This is a genomic window from Apibacter sp. B2912 (assembly GCF_009827835.1).
GTDB lineage: Bacteria > Bacteroidota > Bacteroidia > Flavobacteriales > Weeksellaceae > Apibacter.
This window is the reverse complement of record NZ_WINV01000001.1, coordinates 276449-296976: the sequence shown is the minus strand read 5'-3', so window position 1 is coordinate 296976 and position 20528 is coordinate 276449. Positions and strand designations below refer to the sequence as shown.

The 20528-nt window shown below is 31.9% G+C and carries 18 protein-coding genes; 9 read left to right on the top strand and 9 right to left on the bottom strand.

Translation table 11 applies throughout. The features are described from left to right. The 4 genes from GFV01_RS01285 to GFV01_RS01270 all read right to left on the bottom strand — a co-directional run bounded on the left by GFV01_RS01285 (position 1) and on the right by GFV01_RS01270 (position 6139). Complete coding sequence (locus tag GFV01_RS01285) at positions 1 to 912, bottom strand: DnaJ C-terminal domain-containing protein (protein ID WP_105298087.1); 912 nt, start codon at positions 910 to 912, stop codon at positions 1 to 3. Positions 913 to 1283: 371 nt separating this feature from the next. After that, positions 1284 to 2903, bottom strand: a complete 1620-nt coding sequence (locus GFV01_RS01280; RefSeq protein ID WP_160564242.1) for an aldehyde dehydrogenase family protein — start codon at positions 2901 to 2903, stop codon at positions 1284 to 1286. A gap of 352 nt (positions 2904 to 3255) precedes the next feature. Then, positions 3256 to 4923, bottom strand: a complete 1668-nt coding sequence (locus tag GFV01_RS01275) for an amino acid permease (protein WP_160564240.1) — start codon at positions 4921 to 4923, stop codon at positions 3256 to 3258. Positions 4924 to 5605: 682 nt separating this feature from the next. Then, on the bottom strand, positions 5606 to 6139 hold the full coding sequence (locus GFV01_RS01270) for a DUF4136 domain-containing protein (RefSeq protein WP_160564238.1): 534 nt from the start codon (positions 6137 to 6139) through the stop codon (positions 5606 to 5608). 252 nt (positions 6140 to 6391) lie between these two features. Between GFV01_RS01270 and GFV01_RS01265 the strand changes: the two genes are divergently transcribed. Genes GFV01_RS01265 through GFV01_RS01250 form a run of 4 tightly spaced genes read left to right on the top strand, consistent with a single transcriptional unit; the run spans position 6392 to position 9019 of the window. Further along, positions 6392 to 6835, top strand: a complete 444-nt coding sequence (locus GFV01_RS01265) for a BT0820 family HAD-type phosphatase (RefSeq protein WP_160564236.1) — start codon at positions 6392 to 6394, stop codon at positions 6833 to 6835. Beyond that, positions 6832 to 7650, top strand: coding sequence for a type I methionyl aminopeptidase (map, locus tag GFV01_RS01260; RefSeq protein ID WP_160564234.1), 819 nt, complete (start codon positions 6832 to 6834; stop codon positions 7648 to 7650). Before GFV01_RS01265 ends, map begins: the two co-directional genes overlap by 4 nt. Before the next feature lie 8 nt (positions 7651 to 7658). Beyond that, the gene (locus GFV01_RS01255) at positions 7659 to 8426 is read left to right on the top strand and encodes a methyltransferase domain-containing protein (protein ID WP_160564232.1); all 768 of its coding nucleotides are present in this window, start codon (positions 7659 to 7661) and stop codon (positions 8424 to 8426) included. Between the two features lie 44 nt (positions 8427 to 8470). Further along, positions 8471 to 9019 (top strand): RNA methyltransferase, encoded by a 549-nt coding sequence (locus GFV01_RS01250; protein ID WP_160564230.1) that lies wholly within the window; start codon positions 8471 to 8473, stop codon positions 9017 to 9019. Positions 9020 to 9086: 67 nt separating this feature from the next. On the opposite strand, the gene GFV01_RS01245 is transcribed toward GFV01_RS01250, so the two are convergent. Together GFV01_RS01245 and GFV01_RS01240 are read right to left on the bottom strand one after the other, a co-directional pair. Beyond that, positions 9087 to 10058 carry a deoxyhypusine synthase family protein gene (locus GFV01_RS01245; RefSeq protein WP_105298079.1) on the bottom strand — a complete coding sequence of 324 codons (972 nt, stop codon included), beginning with the start codon at positions 10056 to 10058 and terminating at the stop codon, positions 9087 to 9089. A 28-nt stretch (positions 10059 to 10086) separates the two neighbouring features. Further along, positions 10087 to 11160: a TerC family protein gene (locus GFV01_RS01240; RefSeq protein WP_160564228.1), complete on the bottom strand. Its 1074-nt coding sequence runs from the start codon at positions 11158 to 11160 to the stop codon at positions 10087 to 10089. 158 nt (positions 11161 to 11318) lie between these two features. Between GFV01_RS01240 and GFV01_RS01235 the strand changes: the two genes are divergently transcribed. Genes GFV01_RS01235 through GFV01_RS01215 form a run of 5 tightly spaced genes read left to right on the top strand, consistent with a single transcriptional unit; the run spans position 11319 to position 15119 of the window. After that, entirely contained in the window at positions 11319 to 11792 is a 474-nt protein-coding gene (locus tag GFV01_RS01235; RefSeq protein ID WP_160541906.1) for an Lrp/AsnC ligand binding domain-containing protein, read from the top strand. 26 nt (positions 11793 to 11818) lie between these two features. Next, entirely contained in the window at positions 11819 to 12562 is a 744-nt protein-coding gene (gene deoC / locus GFV01_RS01230) for a deoxyribose-phosphate aldolase (protein WP_160564226.1), read from the top strand. Next, positions 12562 to 13380, top strand: a complete 819-nt coding sequence (locus GFV01_RS01225; RefSeq protein ID WP_160564225.1) for a 3'(2'),5'-bisphosphate nucleotidase CysQ — start codon at positions 12562 to 12564, stop codon at positions 13378 to 13380. The genes deoC and GFV01_RS01225 overlap by 1 nt, the downstream gene beginning before the upstream one ends. Positions 13381 to 13410: 30 nt before the next feature. Beyond that, on the top strand, positions 13411 to 14553 hold the full coding sequence (locus GFV01_RS01220; RefSeq protein WP_160564223.1) for a hypothetical protein: 1143 nt from the start codon (positions 13411 to 13413) through the stop codon (positions 14551 to 14553). A 29-nt stretch (positions 14554 to 14582) separates the two neighbouring features. Beyond that, entirely contained in the window at positions 14583 to 15119 is a 537-nt protein-coding gene (locus GFV01_RS01215; protein ID WP_160564221.1) for an adenine phosphoribosyltransferase, read from the top strand. Between the two features lie 85 nt (positions 15120 to 15204). Here GFV01_RS01215 and GFV01_RS01210 read toward each other — a convergent pair whose 3' ends face one another. From GFV01_RS01210 to GFV01_RS01200, 3 genes are all read right to left on the bottom strand, one after another. Continuing rightward, entirely contained in the window at positions 15205 to 16785 is a 1581-nt protein-coding gene (locus tag GFV01_RS01210; protein ID WP_160564219.1) for a SusD/RagB family nutrient-binding outer membrane lipoprotein, read from the bottom strand. 15 nt (positions 16786 to 16800) lie between these two features. After that, positions 16801 to 19998 (bottom strand): SusC/RagA family TonB-linked outer membrane protein, encoded by a 3198-nt coding sequence (locus GFV01_RS01205; RefSeq protein WP_160564217.1) that lies wholly within the window; start codon positions 19996 to 19998, stop codon positions 16801 to 16803. 227 nt (positions 19999 to 20225) lie between these two features. After that, on the bottom strand, positions 20226 to 20528 hold the full coding sequence (locus GFV01_RS01200) for a DUF3467 domain-containing protein (protein ID WP_105298070.1): 303 nt from the start codon (positions 20526 to 20528) through the stop codon (positions 20226 to 20228).

Genomic DNA, 20528 nt, shown 5'->3' with positions numbered 1-20528 from the left:
TTATGATTCTGCTAATTGTTTAAATAAATTTTTTTGCTTTTCAGAAAGATGAGTAGGTATTTTTACTTGGTAAATCACGAATAAATCTCCATGTTCTCCTTCTTTTTTATACACAGGAAACCCTTTACCTTTCAATCGCACTTTAGTTCCATTTTGTGTACCCGGACTCACTTTGAGTTTAACTTTACCATCCAGAGTATCAACGGTTATTTCTCCCCCTAAAACAGCTGTATAAAGGTCTACTTCTGCAGTAGTGGTTAAATCATTATGTAATCTTTTAAATTTAGGATCTTCCAAAAGATTGAAAGTAATATATAAATCACCGTTGGGACCTCCGTTTGCACCTGGGCCCCCTTGACCTTTCAATTTTATTTGCTGACCATTAGAGATGCCTGCAGGAATGGTAATACGTATTTGTTTACCGTTGACGTTAAGAGTCTGTTTATGTGTGTTGGCTGCGTCTCGCAAGGAAAGACGTAATTCTGTCGTATAATCTTGCCCTTTAAATTGAGAACTTCTTCGATGGGTTCTACCGGTTCTTCCACCAAAAAGATCACTAAAAAAATCAGAAAAACCTTCCGTACCAAAACCTTGGGAAAAACCTTCAAAAGGGTTACCGGAATTGTCATAATAGTATTGACCGCCACCGCCTCCTTGTTGTTGACGTGCTTGTTCAAATTGTTCTGCATGTTTCCAATTTTCGCCGTATTGATCATACTTCTTACGTTTTTCGGGATCGCCCAAAACTTCATTAGCTTCATTAATCTGCTGAAATTTTACATTAGCTTCTTTATCATTAGGATTTAAATCCGGATGGTACTTTCGGGCTAATTTTCGGTATGCCTTTTTGATATCATCCTGAGAAGCATTTTTACTTAATCCTAAAACTTTATAATAATCAATATATGCCATATAGTGTAAGTCAAATTTTTTATATTCGTGTATATTTCGTGTATAATGTATCGGTACAAATTCTAAACCAAAGTACACTTTGTCATATATTTATCTGATATATGCAGTTTAACTTCACTATTGAAAACTTTTACTAAACTTATTATAAATCTAACAGAATAAAAAATATTGTTAACTAAAACGGAGTCCCGCATTTGAAAAGATAAATAAGAGGTAAGAGGAAATGATCGATTAATGATATAAATTTTTGAATGTATGAATTTCCCTTTTTAATAAAGCTTAGCATATTAAAAAAAAATAAAACCATCTATACGAAGATAGATGGTTCCATTTTATAAAATAATTGATATTATAAGATAAAAAACCTCAAATTAGCTTAATCTTGAAGATTTACCACTCTTTATAACAGAGTCAATCAAATTGTCATTTGATTTAGTATCCTTGGTAGCTACAACAGAGTCGATAGATAGGGCATATAATGCGTCAATGGTTGAAAGAGTACCTAAAGCTGAATTTTTTCTACCGTTAAAAGGAAGCGTATCAGGTCCACGTTGACATTGAGCATTAATATTGATTCTACCTACTTGACAACATAGAGCATCAACAAGATAAGATACAGTATCTTCATCATTACTGAAGATGGCTGCTTGTTGTCCTTTAGTTGAATTGGTAATATAGCTAATCGGAGATTCAAGATCGTCAAAAGAAACTATCGGAATGATAGGAGCAAATTGCTCATTATTATATAATAGATTCATTTTCTCATTAGCCGGATAAATTACAGTTGGGCTAACTAATGAATTTAAAATTTGTCCTCCTCCATTTTCTTTATTGATAATTTCACCGTTGTTTTCTAAAGCTTCATCAATACATTTTTGAACATATTGAGGTTTGTCCGGTTCAGCTAACGGAGTAATGGTTACATTATCTTCCCATGGCATTCCCACTTTCAATTTAGATATTTCCTCAGTGAATTTTTTATTGAATTCATCAGCAACAGAAGAGTGAACAAATAGTATTTTTAAAGCTGTACATCTTTGTCCGTTGAAAGAAAAAGTACCCAAAATAGCTTCTTTAACCGCTAAATCGATATCAGCAGTTTTGTCGATAATAGCCGCATTTTTGGCGTCTAATCCTAATACGGAATGAAGACTGTTTGCATTAGGATGTTCTTTAATCATTCCATTTACTACCTTACTGGATCCGATAAATGCTAATACATTAATTTTACCTGATTGCATTAAAGTAGGAATAACATCTTTACCTCTACCGTATAAAGTATTGATAACCCCTGCAGGAAAACATTCTTTAAATGCATTTAATAAAGGTTCAAACAATAATGTACCACGACGCGGCGGTTTGAACAATACGGTGTTACCCATTAATAAAGCAGGTATCAAAGTCGCAAAAGTCTCATTTAACGGATAATTGTAAGGACCCATACAAAGGACAACTCCATAAGGAGATTTTTTAACCTGAGCAACCACCCCTTCATCTGTTTTTGTACGAGATGAATTTATATCTAATTCTTTCAGAGCTTCAATAGAACATTTTATTGCATCAACCGTTCTGTCGAATTCTTTTTCGGAGTCTTTATAGCTTTTACAAATTTCCCAAACTAGTAATTTTACTACTTTTTCTCTTTGCTCAACCATTTTAACGATGAAATTTTCCATCGCAGAGATTCTTTGAGAAACAGACATAGACGGCCATTCTCCTCTTCCTCCGTTAAAAGCTTTTAAAGCAGCCTGTAAGGCTTTTTCAGCTTCTTTAGAAGTACAGATTGGATAGCTCCCTAATTTAGTTTGTACTAACTCATCTGTAGAGTTTGAACGGGTATAAATAGGAGAATAAACTTCTTGAAATGGACCTTCCCATTCAATAAATTCTCCATCGATCAATACTCTTTTCTGAGAGATTTCGTTTTGAAGTCGAAAATGTTCAGGAATTTCATTTTCTTTTGGAAAAAAATTTATTAAGTTCTGATTCATAATACTTAATTATATTTATTGAGCAAGAAAAAATTTACTTTCAAGCTAATTAGCGTTTGCAAAGATAATAAGTTTATTTTTTTTCGTCATGATTATTTTTAGATTCATATGAAAGAAATAAAATAAATATTGAAATTAAAAGAAACTTTATTTTTTAAAGTATTGATGGATAATTATATATAGTTAAGTGAAACAAAAATATCTTTTAGCATATTTTACTTGTTTGTATCCAAAATTTATATTGGAAAGAAGCAAAATTTTATGAAAGTGAAAATATTTAAGATTAATGTAATTTATTTAATACTAAATTATTTGAAGATAAAATTACTATAGTATAAATAATTTAAAATAATTAATGATTACGAGAAGTTTGAATTAATTTTTCGAGTTTACTGTTTTTCCTTCCATATAAGAAGTAAATTGATAATCCAATCAATAGCCATAGTATAAACATTCCCCAATTAGACCATCCTAATTCCGTCATTAAATATAAATTAAACAAAATACCGAGAATAGGTATTAGCGAAAATTTATATTTGAATGCACCTAAAGATAAACCGAACCAGATAATCCAAAAAATAGCTAATAAAGGTTTATCAGCAAGTATTTCATTATAATTGGTTTGGGTTAAGAACAAAATGATTGCCAAACAAAAAGATAAAGGAATTAAATATTGACCGTTGATATAAATTAATTTAAATTTTGCTTGATGAGAAAGACCTTTGTTATCTAAATATAAAACTCCGGAACAAACTAAAATAAAAGCGAAAAAAGTTCCCACACTTGTCAAATCCACAACCAACTGCATATCCAGGAACATAGCAGGTATTCCCACAAAGAAACCGGCAATAATAGTTGCAAATCCGGGGGTATGGTATTTTTTATGAATAGTACCAAAAGGCTTCCACAATAAACCGTCTCGACTCATGGTCATCCATATTCTCGGTTGTCCGATCTGGTAAACAAGAATGGCTCCTGTCATGGCGATTACCGCACTCACGGAAATGATTCCGGCTATAAAATTTATTCCTATTTTATTGAAAACATACGCCAACGGGTCATCAACGCGTAATTCTTTATAATTAACCATACCGGTCAATATTAATGCTATTGAAGCATATAAAACGGTACAAATTATAATACAATATAGCATGGCGCGTGGCAAATCCCTTTGTGGATTTTTAGCTTCTTCAGCTGTAGTTGATATAGAATCAAATCCGATAAAAGAAAAAAATACGGCAGCCACTCCTCCCATAACTCCTCCTAAACCATTAGGAAAGAAAGGCGACCAATTATCCGGTTTTATATAAAATACACCGATTAAAATAATGCCTATAATTACAGATAATTTAATCCAAACTAAAGCATTACTTACACGGGTAGATTCTTTAATTCCTACATACGCCAGGGTGGTAACTAATAAAGTAATTAATCCCGCCGGTAAATTAAATATTATTTTTATGTTTGCAATTTCAGGAGCAGATTGATATATTTCCGAAAGTCTAAGATCATTTTGGGATAGACTTTGAGGATGTGCAAGATATTCAAGATAAGCTCTATGAGCATTCCAATAATCAATGGAAAGCCAATCAGGCCAATGAATGCCAAAACCTTGCAACATAGAGACAAAATATCCCGACCAAGAGATTGCGATCACCATGTTTGATACAGCATATTCAAGTATTAAAGCCCACCCGATAGTCCAAGCAAAAATTTCACCTAAAGAAACATAAGCATAAGTATAAGCGCTGCCGCTCACCGGAATCATAGAGGCAAATTGCGCATAACATAATGCGGTAAAAATACAAGCAACAGCCACTAAGATAAAAAGTAATGAAATGGCGGGTCCTCCTTCATAAGAGGCTCTTCCGATGGTACTGAAAATGCCGGCGCCTATAATCGCAGCAATTCCAAAAAAAGTTAAATCCTTTACAGTTAATACTCTGCTTAATTCAGATTTTTGTGTTGTATCCTGTAAATCAGAAATATTTTTTTTACGAAAAAATGTGTTAAAATTCATTCCGGCTTTTTTGAATTTTTAAATAAGGGAAATGATATCAAATGCAAAAGTATAAATATCTTTTAATTCTTGTTTAAATATTGAAAAGTTTTTACAAATGTTCATAAAAAAATAATGATTTAGCTGGTTTAAAATTATCTCATTTATAATTAAAATAAATAGTAAATGAAAAACATAGTAAATCCTAAGAAGTATATTTTTTTAAAGAAATTATGATCAAATAATGAGTCGATACTTTGGAAGAAGTTTTACAATTGTTACGGTAAAGCATCAATATTGTACTAAATTTTGTGGCAATAAGTGTAGCGTTCTTACTTATAGTGAGAGGTTTTCATATCCCTATTGACTTAGATAAACCATTTTTCATTCATTATGTCACTTTGGCAGATAGGGTAAATATTTAAAAACTTGAAAGAGTAAAGATTTTTTGGGAAATTTATTTGGGTACTTAACTTCCTACAAAAATTTTATGGATTAAATTACCAAAAAGTCTCATTAATAAATTTAGAGTAAAAATTTTTTTGCAACAAATTTAAGAGGATGATCTCGTTAAGCAAAGGATGTTAATTTCTGGATAAAGATCTCAAAAATAATTTATTAGTAAAAATAAAATAATTTAGGTTAGATAAATAATTAAAGCCTCAAAATTTATATTTTGAGGCTTTAGATGAGTTTATCCTTTTTAATAATATGAGTTATTTTTCTTTTTAGGCGGATAATAATTAAATATTTTTTGAATGGCTTTATTTATTTGTTCGTCTTTATTTTTGATATTACCAACATCAAAACCATCAACCATACCCTCCCAAACTAGAATATTTTTTTTAGAATCCACTAAATGAAACGTTAATTTACCTTCACGAGTTTCATAAACGGTACTGGAAGGTGCCCAATAGTAACCCCATCCCCATGGACCATTCCAATAAGGATCATTATCAACGTTAATAACTTTTTTTGATGAAGCAAGAACATTTACGATCAAATCTCCGTCGGCACTTTCGGTTAATCCCTTGCTTTTTAATTGATTCTCTAAAGCACGGATGATACGACTTTTATCAATATCATTCAATTTTAATTTATCGATACCCTGCTGATAAATGGTAAAAGATTTATAATTTGAAAAATCAACCGTTTTGTCAAAATCATAGGAAGTAGTTAATGCACAGCTGGAAAGTAAGATGCAAAAAGCAGTCATAACTAAAAGTTTTAATTTCATAGACCTTTATTTTTTTAATTAATATTTCAGAACTAAAAATTTTCTCATCTAATATTATACCAAAAATTATAAAAATTATAACCGAATTTATTATAAAAGATTTCTTAAATTATTTCAGGCTAATATCTAAGTGGATAACATAAAATTTATTGATTAAAAACTTGTAAATTTGGAAAATTAATGACAATTTAGAACAGTAATTTGAACACTAAACTTAAAAGAGTAAACAGAACTAACTTGTAGTATAATTATATGAATAATAAAATAATAGCTATTGATTTTGATGGAACAATTGTAGAAGATAAATATCCAGAAATTGGTAGGCCGATGATTTTTGCTTTTGAAACTATGAAAAGACTTCAAAAAAAAGGTTATAGACTGATTTTGTGGACTTATAGATATGGAGATAGATTGAATGAAGCAATAGAATTTTGCAAAAAAAATGGAATTGAATTTTATTCAGTTAATTCAAATTTTGAGGGGGAAATATTTGAAAGTGAAAATCAGAGTAGAAAAATAAATGCCGACTATTTCATTGATGACAGGAATTTAGGCGGATTTCCCGGTTGGGGAGAAGTTTACGAAATTATAAAGGAAAAGATAGAATTTGGAGTAGAGGGAAGACAAGTATTAGTTTATTCAAAAAGAAAACATAAAAATAAGAGAGGTTTTTTTTCAAGAATTTTTAAATTATGATACAATTAAAAACAAAAGAAGAAATTGAATTGATGTACGAAAGCGCTCAATTGGTTTCTAAAACTTTGGGAATACTGGCTAAAGAAGTTAAACCCGGAGTGACTACCATATACTTAGATAAAATTGCTGAAGAATATATACGAGATCACGGTGCTATTCCCGGTTTTTTAGGATTGTATGACTTTCCTAATACATTATGTATGTCTCCTAATGAACAAGTGGTTCACGGTATACCTAATAATAAACCGCTCGAAGATGGAGATATAATTTCCATTGATTGTGGAGCATTAAAAAATGGATTTTACGGAGATCAAGCGTATACATTTTCTGTAGGAAGCATTGAACCTGAAGTTGATAAAATGATGCGAATTACTAAACAAAGCTTATATGCAGGAATAAAAAAATGCAAAGCAGGAAATAGAATAGGGGACATAAGTTTTGCGATTCAATTAATTTGTGAAAATGCAGGATATGGAGTAGTACGCGAATTAGTAGGTCATGGTTTAGGTAAAGAAATGCATGAAGATCCGCAAGTTCCTAATTATGGAAGAAAAGGCAATGGTCCGAAAATAGAAGAAGGATTAGTAATAGCAATTGAACCGATGGTCAATTTAGGTACTTATAAAGTTAAATTCCATAACGACGGATGGACAGTCACCACGCGGGATAACAAACCCTCTTGTCATTTTGAACACGATGTTGCAGTAGTAGATGGAGAGCCAAAACTGCTTTCAACCTATAAATACATATATAATGCTTTAGGCATTACTTCCAATGAAGAAGATGAATTTTTATACCAACCCGTGCAGAATTAATTTAGTTAATGAAGCAAGTATTTAAGTTTTTTTTGAATTTAATACCTAGACCGATTCTTATTAAATTCAGCTATTTCTTTGCTCCTTTTTTTGCTTGGTTTTACAAAGGAGATCAATTTGTAGACCCAATAGACGGTAAAAAATACCGAAAATTTTTGCCGTACGGTTACGGTAAACCTAGAAATAATGCTTTAGCACCGGGGACACTATCTCTTGAAAGACATAGGTTAATGTGGTTGTATTTACTAAAAGATACTGATTTTTTTTCAGCTAATTTAAAAGTTTTAAGTATTGCTCCAGAGCAATGCTTTCTAAAAAGGTTTAAAAAATTAAAAAATTTAGACTATATAACCGCTGATCTTTATTCTCCTATTGTAGATGTTAAAGCGGATATTTTGAACCTGCCTTTTAAAGATAATGAATTTGATGTTATTTTTTGCAATCATGTTTTGGAACATATAGAAGATGATCGTAAAGCAATGTCAGAATTATACAGGGTGATGAAACCTGGAGGATGGGGAATTTTTCAAGTGCCTATGAGATATGGATCTAACAAAACATACGAAGATTTCTCCATCACAGACAAAGAAGAAAGAAAAAAACATTTCGGACAATATGATCATGTGAGATGGTATGGGTTGGATTATTTTGAACGTTTAGAAAACGCAGGGTTTCAAGTAGAGCAAGTAAAGTATTATGAAACTTTACCCGAAAGTGAAATGAAAAAATACGCATTATCGAAAAATGAAATTTTACCGGTAGTAAGGAAAAGGTAAAAAATATATGAAACTTCTAAAAATCAATCAACATTACTGAAAATATGCAGCAACAGGAAAGAGTAGAGAAATTAAAATTAGAATCGTTAAACAGAAAATCCCTTGAAGATTATAAAGAAAGTGAGAAAATTCCCGTGATAGTATTGCTGGATCAAGTTCGTTCCATGCATAATGTAGGATCGGTTTTCAGAACCTCAGATGCTTTTGCTATAGAGAAAATTTATTTATGCGGAATTACGCCGTGCCCTCCTCATCGTGAAATCCAAAAAACAGCCTTGGGAGCTACGGAAAGCGTTGAATGGGAGTATCAGGAAAATATAAGTGAATTAATAACTAACTTAAAAAACGAAGGGTATAGTATTGTAGGAGTTGAACAAGTGAAAGGTAGCATTTTATTACAAGATTATCCTATAAACAAGGAGCAAAAGTATGTTTTAATTTTCGGAAATGAAGTTGAAGGGATCAGTGATTCTATTCTCCATTTAATTGATATTTTTATTGAGATCCCTCAATCTGGAACAAAACACTCTTTAAATGTAAGCGTTTGTGCCGGAATAGTTCTTTGGGAGTGGTATCGTAATCTTTTAAGATAGTATAAAAAAAAAGTTCGGATCTAAAATTCCGAACTTTTTTATAGTATAAATTAATAATTTTATCTTACTACATTTCTAGAATATAAGCAAAAACTAACGGAGCTACAATAGTTGCATCACTCTCAATAATAAATTTAGGAGTATCAATATCTAACTTTCCCCAGGTTATTTTTTCATTGGGAACAGCCCCCGAATAAGAGCCATAGCTGGTGGTTGAGTCGGATATCTGACAGAAATAGCTCCAGAATGGAACATCTTCCCATTCTAAATCTTGATACATCATAGGAACTACACAAATAGGAAAATCTCCGGATATTCCTCCGGCTATTTGGAAAAATCCTACACCTTTACCTTCGGAATTGTTTCGATACCATTCGGTTAAATATATCATATATTCAATACCGCTTTTCATGGTTGAAGCTTTCAAATTTCCTTTAATCACATTAGCGGCAAAAATATTACCCATAGTACTGTCTTCCCAACCCGGAACTACAATAGGTAAGTTTTTTTCAGCAGCGGCCAACATCCAACTGTCTTTTGGGTCTATTTCGTAATATTGTTCCAATACTCCCGAACGAAGCATTTGATACATATATTCATGAGGGAAATATCTTTCTCCTTTATCGTCTGCATCTTTCCATATTTTTTCAATATGTTGTTGGATACGTCGAAAAGCTTCTTCTTCCGGAATACACGTATCTGTAACGCGATTTAAATGATTTTCAAGTAATTCCCATTCTTGTTGAGGAGTCAGGTCGCGATATTCAGGAATTCTCTTGTAGTGGGAATGAGCCACCAAATTCATGATGTCTTCCTCTAAATTAGCTCCCGTACAAGAAATAATGGATACCTTATCTTGGCGAATCATCTCAGCCAAAATTTTTCCTAATTCAGCGGTACTCATGGCACCTCCCATAGTAATCATCATCTTACCCCCATCTTTAAGATGAGCTACATAACCTTTAGCAGCATCTACTAAGGTTGCAGAATTGAAATGTAAAAAATATTTTTCAATAAATTCCGAAATAGGTTTATTCATTGTAAATTCTAATTTTTATTTTAAATTATTAAACATTTTTTTCTTTTTTTTCAGGAAAAGTTAATGAAAGCAATACTGAAATTACAAGTACTCCTGCCACAACTCCTAAAGAAACTATAGATGAAATATGTATAAAAGGAGCTACCAACATTTTAACTCCTATAAAACTTAAGATCACAGCCAATCCATATTTTAATTTACTGAACATATACATAAAATTAGCCAGTAAAAAGTAAAGAGATCGCAAACCTAAAATGGCAAATATATTAGAAGTATATAAAATAAACGGGTCATTAGGTGCAATAGCGAAGATAGCAGGTATGGAGTCCACGGCAAAAATTAAATCAGTAAATTCAATGATAACTAGAGCAGTAAATAAAGGGGTTGCCATTTTAATCCCATTTTTAACTGTAAAAAATTTACTTCCGTCTAATTCATCAGATACTTTAAAAAATCGTTTTACAAAACGAGCACCGAAACTCTCATTTAGATTTTTTTTGTCGGAGTTGTCATCATCTTTGGATGTCCAAGAATGGATACCGGCATAAATAAGGAAGAATCCAAAAATAGTTAAAATTATATTAGGCCTGAAAAACAGCATTTGACTATAATCGGCATGTTCCGCACTTTGTTGGTCTAAAATAAAATGAAAATTTCCGATGGAAAAAGGAGGAAGATAGGTTTTATTAATCATTTCTACACCTAAGAAAATAAATACGGCGCGGAAAGCCAAGGCACCAATAATACCCCAAAATAAAATTTTATGTTGATATTCTTTTGGAATTTTAAAAAATCCAAAAACCATTATAAATACAAAAAGATTGTCAACGGATAGTGCTTTTTCTATCCAATAAGCAGATTGAAATTGAGAGAATTTTTCAAGGGCGAATTTTGATCCATCCGCTCCTTTAAAAACAAAATAAATAATCCCACTGAAAATCATGGCTAAAGATATCCAAACTACCGACCATATCGCAGCTTCCTTATTAGAAACAGCATGAGATTTTTTATTGAGAATTCCTAAGTCAAGAAGTAGCATAATAATAATCGAAACCGCGAATATGGTAATTAATCCGGGATGATTAAGCATATTGTCCTGCATGTACAGCTATTTAAAATTATTAATCCCAAAGGTACTTATTTTTAAATACAAGGACAAAAAGTAAAAATAATTTAAATCTTGTAGAAATTGTTAAAAATATAAAAGATAAAATATAAAATTGTATAATATTAATTTAGTATTTGTAATTTTACCGAAAAATGAGAATATCAGATATACATACAGTAGAATTAGACGGTATTGATAAAATCATTTTAAAAGCATTAATGGAGAATTCGAAAATACCGGTTTCAACAATAGCAAAACAGGTAGGAGTTTCATCCACAGCAATTCATCAACGAATTAAAAAACTGGAAGCAGCAAAAATCATAGAAGATCCGGTTACCCCTTTGAATTATAAATTATTAGGATATAAAACTACCGCTTATGTGGGTATTTTTCTTGAAAAATCGGCCCAGTACAAAGAAGCCATTAAAAGCATGATGCAAATTCCTGAAATTATCGAAGCACATTTTACAACAGGAAATTATGCTATTTTCATCAAAATATTATGTAAAGATAATGATCATCTCATGTCGGTTTTAAGAAATGAGATACAAAATATAAAGGGAATTGAAAGGACTGAAACCATTATTTCTTTAGAACAAAGTATTTCACGACAGATTATACCCTAAAAACACAATTAAAAATTATAAGATAAATGGATATAACAAAGTATTTAGATTCAACTTACCTTAAGCTACCTTCTCAAAGTGGATTAACCGAAGAACAAACTTGGGAAGAAGTTAAAAAACTTACTGAAGAAGCAATTGAAAATCATTTTTATTTAGTAATGATTCGTCCCGAATACATTAATAAAGTGAAAGAAATGATTCAAAAAGTTGATTCTGAGGTAAAAGTAGGAACCGTCATTGGGTTTCATGAAGGTACCTATTCATTAACTGAAAAAATTGCAGAGGCACAGAAAGCTATTGAAGATGGAGTGGATGAGTTGGATTATGTAATCAACTATGAGGCTTTTAAAAAGGGAGATATCGATTTAATTAAACAAGAATTTATTACCGGAACGTCATTAGGTTTAAAAGCATCTAAAGTGGTTAAATGGATTATTGAGATTGCGGCATTAACTGACGAACAAATCCAATCCATTTGCTCTTATTTTTCCACCTGGGCTCAAGAAAACTTTGAAAAGAATGAATTTGGTAACATTTTTGTGAAATCTTCCACCGGTTTTTACCAAGCAGAAGAGGGAAAACCAAATGGAGCAACGTTCCATGCAATGGAAATTATGCTTAAATATTCTCAACCCTTGCCGGTAAAAGCAGCTGGTGGAGTTAGAACCTACGATGAAGCAGTGAAAATGATTGAAATGGGAGTAAAAAGAATAGGAACTTCTTCGGCAAAAGCCTTATCTCAAAAAGGTAATACAAATGATTCATACTAATGAAAAAACTAATTAATATAGCGCTAAAAGCTGCTATAGAAGCTTCTCAAGAAGTCCATAAAATATATGAGGATGGCTTTTCAGTTTCCTTAAAAAAAGACCAATCACCCGTAACAACGGGTGATCTTAAGTCAAATGAAATTATTACCACTTATTTAAAACAAACATTAATTCCTATTTTAAGTGAAGAAACCGAGCACGAATCGGAAAAGGTAATGGGAAGTTGGGAAAAATATTGGTGTGTAGATCCAATTGACGGAACTAAAGAATATGTGAATAAAACCGGAGAATATTGTATTTCAATTGGCTTACTGACTCCCGAAACTTCTTTGCTCGGAGTTTTAGCTGCTCCCTCTATGGGATTGTTTTACTTTGCTGCGGAAGGATTAGGTAGCTATAAATGGAATGGAAAGTATGAAGATTTATATGCGTTACTGAATGAAGATGATCTTACGGACAAACTACTGGAACAATCCGTTACATTACCTTTTAAACCTGATTTAAAAAAATATACCGTTTTAACCAGTCGTTCCCACTATAGTCATGTGGATGAAGAGTATATAAAAAACTTAAAATTACAACATTCAGAAATTGTTGTTTTACAGATGGGAAGTGCTATTAAAATCGGCCTGGTAGCTGAAGGAAAAGCAAACGAATATGCACGGTTAAGTCCCATTAATTTTTGGGATATTGCCGGTGGACACGCCATTGCCAAATATGCCGGATTGAATATCATAGATTATGAAACTAAAGCACTAATTACTTATAAAAATCTTTCATCATTAAAAATATCGGGGTATATCGTTAAAAATAATTAATGTATTTTTACCTGTGACAAACATACTTTTATGAGAAAAATATTTTTGATAGGGCTCACCTTTATTTTCTTATGTTCTTCTTGTGAAAAAGAATATAAGGTAATTGACGGGACATCAAAGGAAACCTTTACTAAAAGTGTAAAATCTATCTCGTCCAAATTGACTATCCTACAGCAGGATAAAATTCAAGAAGCGGTTAAACTGATTTATAAGTTTAAAACAGAAGGATCCGATGAAAATAAGAGATGGGAACAACTCTATACTTTACTTAATGGTAAAAATGCCGAACAAATTTTCGATATTGCAGAGGATATAGCAAAGAAAAACAAGATTCCTTGGTCCAGCACTTCCATGAACTCAGTAGATCCTTCTGTTTTCGATAATGATTTAAAGCCATTAACTGAAGCTGAGCAAAAACTAAAACAAATAGAAAAAGCAACACGGATCAATATTCGTTATTCTCCGATTAGCAAAGATGAAACCATCAATGATGGATTTTATTTATACCCCGAATTAATTGATGATTCAGGATCAGAAATTTTTTATGCTGATTTACCATTGACTTTATCCATATCATTTATAAACAATGGTACCATAGTATATGTAATCCAAAGAGAAATTAATTCTTCGGCAGTGGGAGATCCCTCATTAAATAAAGGTATTAAAATTCCTTTTTTCATGTTTGATAACAAAAAATTGGCGACATCCTCCCTGGATGTTGAAATAAAGATTAATGCCGAAGATAAATACCTATACGGTAAACTGTCGGGTATTCCTATAGATTTATCCAAAACAAGAGATGCATCCACTCCTATAGAGGATGAAATAAATAAACAAGTTGCATTGGACAATGTTAAAAAATTTATACAATTAATTGGTGATAAGCAATATTCCGAAGCTTATAATTTAGCACAGAATCCTAAATGGACTTCTTTAGATCAATTTTCGTCTACTACCAATGGATTTGGAACTATTGCTGCTACTAATTTAATTAACGCACAATTAGAAGAAAAGAATGATGATAAACAAACTGTTAATGTACAATATCAGATCAAAGACATTAATGGAAAAATAAAAACTTTAAATCAAAATTTTATACTAAAAAAAGTTAAAGATAATTGGTTAATAATAAATACAGAAACTAAAGAAATAAAAGAAGATACTTGGAAATAAGATTTTAAGTAAAATTAAAAATGAATTGAATGAAAGAATTAAGTTTAGGCCAAGAAATAGATTTACATATTGATAGAGTTCAAGATTTTCCAAAAGAAGGCATTCAATATAAAGATATTTCTCCCATATTTTTAAATGCAGATTTGTGTACCAAAATTGTAAAAGCTTTTGCTGATTTAAGTAGAGGTAAAATTGATGCAGTTTGTGGTATTGAGAGTAGGGGGTATTTATTTGGAGTTCAAATTGCCAGGGAGCTTGGTTTGCCGTTTATATTGGTACGTAAAGCAGGGAAATTGCCTCCTCCGATAATTTCCCAAGAATATGATTTAGAATATGGTTCAGCAATTATTGAAGTTAAAAAAGGACACATTAAGCCGGGACAAAAAATTCTTATTCATGATGACGTTCTAGCAACAGGAGGAACAGCTTCTGCATGTGCTAAATTAGTGCAAAATTGTGATGCAGTAGTCTCTCAATTTAGCTTTATATTGGGACTTTCCTTTTTAGGAGGTTTAGACGAGTTAAAAAAGTATACACAGGATATTCAATTATTGGTAGAATATTAAATTTTAAAAATTGCTTTATAAATATAACAACGCTCTGTTTATAATTAAACAGAGCGTTATTCATATATGAAATTTTAACTAAGTATCAATTTACATCCCAAACTAATTTTGTTTTCATATCATCAGGTCCTCCCAATCCTTTAACAGCTTCATAATAATTTTTTGAATTCTGTGTAGAAAGATGAGAAGGATAAGGAATACGAGTCGGTAGATCAGTCATATTATCGACTAAAGGAATAAAAGTATAGGTAGTTCCTTCGGGAGTTTTATTATACGCCGGAAGAGTATGCAATTGATTAGGTAATAATAAATTTTTAGGATACCCTGTTCTTCTATATTCAGCCCATGCTTCATGGGGTTGCATATAAAGTGCAATATATTTCTGTGTTAGTACATTTTCTTCATTTGCCGGCGGCAAAGTGCTTAAAAAGGCTGTTTGTTCTGCAGCAGATACATTCCACTTATCAAACGAAGCTTTTACACCACTTTCATAATGTGCTTGATCCCAATTATTTAATTCGGATAATATAAATTCAACTTCAGCGTATTCCATAAGTACTTCACCTCTGTTAATATGTAAAACGTCATAACTAGGGAAAGAAATAGTGCTGGAGGTGAACACTTCAGATGCCATTTCGCTTTTAACACCATAAGGCATCCCCTCATAATCATCTAAATTAGTGGATGATATATACGTATTATTTTTTACATCGTCTATACTTGCTTTTTTAGGAGAAGAGAATTTATAAAGTCTTGGATCAGCAGAAAAATTACCTGTTTTTCCTTTTAATAATTCAATAAATGTATTGGTTACTGCAAAATCAGTTCTATTTTTAACAAAATAAGCCATCCACATTGGATTAGCATCTGATGTAGTATTTCCATACGCAAATACTGCGTTATCATCATTAGATGTAAATACACCCATTGAAATCGCATCATTAGCTTCGGCTAATGCTTCAGGTAAAACGCTTTTTAAACGATTAGCTAATCTTAGGCGTAAAGAATTGGCAAATTTTTTCCATTTTACCGCATTACCTTCATACATGTGATCTCCTGTAGTGACTTTTTCAGAAAGATCAAGTTGGCCGGAAGCTTCTTTTAATTCTTTTAAAATGTCTTTATATATGGTTATTTGTGAAGCAAATTTTGGAGTTTTATATTTTTCAACCTGTAAAGCCTGAAAATCCGGATTGGATTGCCCTCCGTAAGACCAATATGGAACATTTCCGTAGGTATCTGTAAGTTGCATAAATAAATAACTTAACATTATTCTTGCGACAGCTATTTGATTACTTATAGCACCAAATTGCACATTGCTTATCGGATCGGCTTCTACTAATTCAATGGAGGTTTTAAGATTTTCTGCAGCGCGATAATAATCTTTCCATAAGTTTTGATTAGCTCCGTCTCTATACTGATATCGATCTTCTTCCGTATAATTTACCTGACACCAATACTGTATCCAAGGAAGAACCATTCTTCCGGATCCCCATTCATCTCGGGTGTTATCAATAAAATATCGGCTACCGTATCTAAAAGTAGTATAACCGGGAACCTTCTCCGGATTGTTGGGATTGGTATTGATGTTTTCAAAATCATTGTCGCAAGAAACGGTGGCAGATAGAAAAATTAGAGAAGCTATATAAATGGTTATTTTTTTCATATTGAATATTTTAATTTAGAACTTAACTTGCACATTAACTCCAAATGATCTGGTAGTAGGCATCGATCCCCCTTCAATTCCTGAAGCATTTCCACTACCATAATTAGCAACCTCAGGATCCATGGATTTCCAATCTAGTCCCCATACAAATAAATTTCTTGCAAAGGCAGAAAATGTTATGGAATTAATAAAATCTCCTAAATATTGAGAGGGAAGAGAATAAGCTAGTGACAATTCACGCAGTTTGATGTAATCCGCGTCGAATACATTTTGTGCACTAGGTCCACTAAAAAAATGCTTAGAATATTCTGTTGCTGAAACTCTAATATCATTAGGTTTTCCATTTTCTTTAACGCCGTCTACAATAATACCGTTTTCTCTAATTCCATTTGCAGAAGTTTCAGGTAATATTCCGGAGCTCATACCTAGCATATGGGTAGTTGAAAAATATTTACCGCCTTTTTGCCAATCAATTTGAAATCCTAAGCTCCAATTTTTATAAGTGAAAGAATTTCTAAAGCTCATGTTAAAATCGGGAAGTATTGATCCTAAGGGTACATTTTTATCGGTTTTCAGATATAGCCCATTACTACCCACTACTTTTTTTCCATCTTTATAAACAAAATCTGTCCCGTATATTTGTCCGTATCTATACCCGGGTAGTGCAACGACAAAAGCATTAAATGGAGCTTTAGCTATGGTTAGTGAACTTAAATCCTCACTCAAAGATTTGATTTCATTATCAGATTTTGAAAAATTATAATTAAAATCCCATCTAAAATTCTCCTTTCTAATTGGAACTATATTCAATGAAACTTCTATTCCTTTATTAACTAATTTTCCGGCATTCATCATTGCATATTTGAAACCGGCAGAACCGTCTAAGGGTACTTTGGTTATTAAGTCTTTGGTGGTAGTTTGATATAATGAAATATCCCCGTTTAATCTTCTTTGGAACATTTGAAATTCTACTCCCAATTCAAAAGATTCTAATTTTTCGGGTTTTAATTTATCTGTTTTAGCAACAGTTGTTAACCAAAACCAAGGATCTTTTAAATACAAGCTGCCATAATCCGGATCCTCTTCCTCATCTATATTGTAAAATGTATTGATGAGTTGATAAGGATCAGTATCATTTCTAACTTCAGAATATCCCCCTCTAATTTTTAAAAATTCCAACCAATTGCTGGTAAGATATCTAGTAACTACAAAACTGGTTGCTACCGATGGATAGAAAAAAGAATTGTTTTTAGAAGGTAAAGAAGAAGACCAGTCATTTCTACCGGTAGTTTCTAAGAATACAAAATTGTCATATCCTAAACTAAATGAATAAAACAAACTGTTTACTCTTTTCTTCTCTTTTTCATTCATAACTAAAGATGGTTCTAATGAATTATTTAGATTATACCAGTCTCTTATAATTAGCCCTCCTTTAGTTTTTCCATTCATTCTTCTATATGTGTATTCCCTTCGATTAGTTCCTGCAAAAGAATTAAGTGAAAAGTTCCCTATATTTTTGTCATAATGTAATGTTGCTTCATAATTTAGATCAGTATATTTCCTCTCTGAAATTTTAAATTCAGAAAGAGCATGTGATCCAACAGCTGTCCTGTTTTCTGTATGAAGAGTATAGGTATCAAGCATTACCTTTCCATTTACATACATATCTTTTGTTATATTATAAATTAATCCGGCAGTACCATATAAACGATCTCTATTGTCTTTATTGGTATTTTTGTTTATAGTCCAATAAGGATTATCCGAATAAGCGGGTTTTGAATTATCCCAAGATTCTCTGTTCCAAGTTCTTTGAGTACCGTCTGCTAATTCATATTTTTGTAGATCATTATAGTCTAATGAGGTTTGACCAAAATGAAACATTTTTTGAATAATGTTGTTATTGTCATATCCCACTTCAGGTCTGTTGAAACCTCTTGTAGAAGTATAAGCTGCAGAAGCATTTATTTTTAAATCATCAGATAATTTAGAATTCAGATTCATGGATAATGAATTTTTGGTTAAGTCTGAATTTGGAGTTATTCCTGATGATTTAGTATTATTATATCCCACTCTGATATTAGTATTTTCAACACTTCTGCTAAAAGAAATACCATTATTGTATGTTACACCGGTTTTGAAAAATTTCTTGTAATCATTTTTAGGATATATCCACGGTTTTGCAACTAAATAATCATTTGGAAATTCTGGATCGAATGCATTCCAATGTAAGACTTTAACATTCGGATCGTATTTTGGCCCCCAAGATTCGTCGGTTCTATAGTCAACCACCAGATAATCCACACCATTAATATTTTTTGTTGCAAATGTTTTGCTTCCGCCACCACCATATAATTTTTGCTGATGAGGCATTTTATAAACTTTGTCAAATACAACACCTGAATTAAAGACAATCTCAGTTTTACCTCTTTTTGCTTTTTTTGTGGTAATCATTATCGCTCCATTCATGGCTCTGGATCCGTATAATGCTGCGGCGGTAGCTCCTTTAAGCACGGAAATATTTGCTATATCGTCGGGATTAATATCACCGAATGAATCTCCATAATCAATACCACCGGCTCCTCGTTCAGTCTTTTTATCATTGATATTTTGGTCAATTAAAGGAATACCGTCTACAACGATAAGAGGTTTGTTGGATTGAGATAGAGACCTCATTCCTCTTAATCTGATTTGTGTTGAACCTCCCATGGTTCCACTATTATTAACGATTTGTAATCCCGAAACTTTTCCCGAAAGTGAATTAATTGGATTACTTTCCCTGGTAACGGAAAGATCGTCGCCATTTACTGATTGAGTCGCATAACCCAACGACTTTTTTTCTCTTGTGATACCTAAAGCAGTTACCACGACTCCTTCAATTACTGTTTCCTTTTTTTCAGCAGGTTCTTTGTTTTCTGTAACTAGAGGCTGTAGAACCACATCATAGAAACTTTGATCATTAACAATAAAACTTGCAGTTTCGTCATCAAATGATAAAATTTCGATGGTTTGTCCGGGTTCAGCTTCAATTGAAAAATTTCCTGAGTCGTCAGTATACGTTTTTTTGGTAGATCCTTGTATCGTAACAGAAACATCAGCTTGTGGCTGACCGTCACTCCCAAGAACTTTCCCGCTAATCGTTTTCATCTGAGCCCAGGCAAAAGCCGAACCCAAGAAGATAAACGAAAATCCTAAGAAAATTCGGTTTACTCTCATATCTAATACATTAATTTATCGTTTCAAATATATAATATATTTTTTAATTATCGTAAAATAATTGTTAAATAATTACATAATTCACAAATTAATTCCTTTATTTAGTTGTCTATATTATAAAAATATCGACCTTTTATGATGTAAACTATTAAACCATTAACAAAAAAAGCCGAGGTAAACCCTCGGCTTCATTATTATTATAAATAATTTGTTGACTTTTAGATTATTTAAGCTTGACCTTTAGGACCAAAATTTAAATGGTAGGTATCATCTTTAACTGCACCAAATTGTTGTTCGAATTTTTGAATATTATCAGTTAAAGCTGTTAATAATCGTTTCGCATGTTCAGGAGTTAAAATAATTCTTGATTTAACTTTAGCCTTAGGGACCCCCGGCATTATTTGTATAAAATCTACTACGAACTCAGTCGGAGAATGATTTATTAATGCCAAATTTGAAAATACCCCGGAAGCTACCTCATCCGTCAATTCAATATTTAAGTCTTGTTGATTCTGATTTTGATTTTCCAT

Coding starts and splice junctions, on each gene's coding strand:
- GFV01_RS01270 (WP_160564238.1), bottom strand. CDS start 6,139: ATGAAATTAAAACTTTTAGTTATGACTGCTTTTTGCATCTTACTTTCC.
- GFV01_RS01280 (WP_160564242.1), bottom strand. CDS start 2,903: ATGAATCAGAACTTAATAAATTTTTTTCCAAAAGAAAATGAAATTCCT.
- GFV01_RS01265 (WP_160564236.1), top strand. CDS start 6,392: ATGAATAATAAAATAATAGCTATTGATTTTGATGGAACAATTGTAGAA.
- GFV01_RS01225 (WP_160564225.1), top strand. CDS start 12,562: ATGAAAAAACTAATTAATATAGCGCTAAAAGCTGCTATAGAAGCTTCT.
- deoC (WP_160564226.1), top strand. CDS start 11,819: ATGGATATAACAAAGTATTTAGATTCAACTTACCTTAAGCTACCTTCT.
- GFV01_RS01285 (WP_105298087.1), bottom strand. CDS start 912: ATGGCATATATTGATTATTATAAAGTTTTAGGATTAAGTAAAAATGCT.
- GFV01_RS01215 (WP_160564221.1), top strand. CDS start 14,583: ATGAAAGAATTAAGTTTAGGCCAAGAAATAGATTTACATATTGATAGA.
- GFV01_RS01250 (WP_160564230.1), top strand. CDS start 8,471: ATGCAGCAACAGGAAAGAGTAGAGAAATTAAAATTAGAATCGTTAAAC.
- GFV01_RS01245 (WP_105298079.1), bottom strand. CDS start 10,058: ATGAATAAACCTATTTCGGAATTTATTGAAAAATATTTTTTACATTTC.
- map (WP_160564234.1), top strand. CDS start 6,832: ATGATACAATTAAAAACAAAAGAAGAAATTGAATTGATGTACGAAAGC.
- GFV01_RS01255 (WP_160564232.1), top strand. CDS start 7,659: ATGAAGCAAGTATTTAAGTTTTTTTTGAATTTAATACCTAGACCGATT.
- GFV01_RS01205 (WP_160564217.1), bottom strand. CDS start 19,998: ATGAGAGTAAACCGAATTTTCTTAGGATTTTCGTTTATCTTCTTGGGT.
- GFV01_RS01210 (WP_160564219.1), bottom strand. CDS start 16,785: ATGAAAAAAATAACCATTTATATAGCTTCTCTAATTTTTCTATCTGCC.
- GFV01_RS01220 (WP_160564223.1), top strand. CDS start 13,411: ATGAGAAAAATATTTTTGATAGGGCTCACCTTTATTTTCTTATGTTCT.
- GFV01_RS01200 (WP_105298070.1), bottom strand. CDS start 20,528: ATGGAAAATCAAAATCAGAATCAACAAGACTTAAATATTGAATTGACG.
- GFV01_RS01235 (WP_160541906.1), top strand. CDS start 11,319: ATGAGAATATCAGATATACATACAGTAGAATTAGACGGTATTGATAAA.
- GFV01_RS01240 (WP_160564228.1), bottom strand. CDS start 11,160: ATGCAGGACAATATGCTTAATCATCCCGGATTAATTACCATATTCGCG.
- GFV01_RS01275 (WP_160564240.1), bottom strand. CDS start 4,923: ATGAATTTTAACACATTTTTTCGTAAAAAAAATATTTCTGATTTACAG.